Genomic DNA, 1,065 nt, shown 5'->3' with positions numbered 1-1,065 from the left:
AGGAGGGACCGCCATGGGGAAGAGGAAGTTTGAGAGGACGAAGCCGCACGTAAACGTTGGGACGATTGGGCACATTGATCATGGGAAGACGACGTTGACGAGTGCGATCACGAAGCATTTGGCGAAGCGAGGCCTGGCGGAGTACGTTCCGTTTGATCAGATAGACAAGGCGCCGGAGGAGAAGGAGCGAGGGATCACGATAGCGACGGCGCATGTGGAATATGAGACGGGCAAGCGTCACTATGCGCACGTGGACTGTCCTGGTCATGCGGACTACATCAAGAACATGATCACGGGTGCGGCGCAGATGGACGGGGCGATTTTGGTGGTAGCGGCAGATGACGGGCCGATGCCGCAGACGCGGGAGCACATTTTGTTGGCCCGTCAGGTTGGGGTGCCGTACATTGTGGTATTTTTGAACAAAGTTGACATGGTTGATGATGCGGAGTTGATTGAGCTGGTGGAGTTGGAGTTGAGGGAGTTGTTGTCGAAGTATGGGTTTCCTGGGGATGAGACGCCGATAGTTCGGGGCAGTGCGTTGAAGGCGTTGGAGAGTGACGATCCTGGGAGTGGGGAGGCGCGGTGTATTTTTGAGTTAATGGATGCGGTGGACCAGTATGTACCGGAGCCGGTGCGCGAGGTGGACAAGCCGTTTTTGCTGCCGGTTGAGGATGTATTCAGCATATCTGGGCGTGGGACGGTGGTGACGGGCCGGGTAGAGCGAGGGATTGTGAGGGTTGGCGATGAGGTAGAGATTGTGGGGATTCGGCCGACGGTGAAGACGGTGTGCACCGGGGTGGAGATGTTTCGCAAGACTCTGGATCAGGGTCAGGCTGGGGACAATATTGGGGTACTGCTGCGGGGGATCAAGCGGGAGGAAGTTGAGCGTGGTCAGGTAGTGGCGAAGACGGGGTCGATCACGCCGCACACGCATTTTCGGGCAGAGACGTATGTATTGAAGAAGGAGGAGGGAGGGCGGCACACGCCGTTTTTCAATGGGTATCGGCCGCAGTTTTATTTTCGGACGACGGATGTGACGGGGGTGGTGACGCTGCCCGAGGGAGT

At 57.6% G+C, this 1,065-nt stretch carries 1 protein-coding gene; it reads left to right on the top strand.

The genetic code is table 11. The features are described 5' to 3' along the window. Positions 1 to 13: 13 nt before the first annotated feature. A partial coding sequence (tuf, locus tag AC11W3_RS18950; protein ID WP_484093542.1) for an elongation factor Tu occupies positions 14 to 1,065 on the top strand: 1,052 nt, incomplete at its 3' end.

Source organism: Geomonas sp. (assembly GCF_056994735.1).
This window is presented reverse-complemented; position numbering and strand designations above follow the sequence as displayed.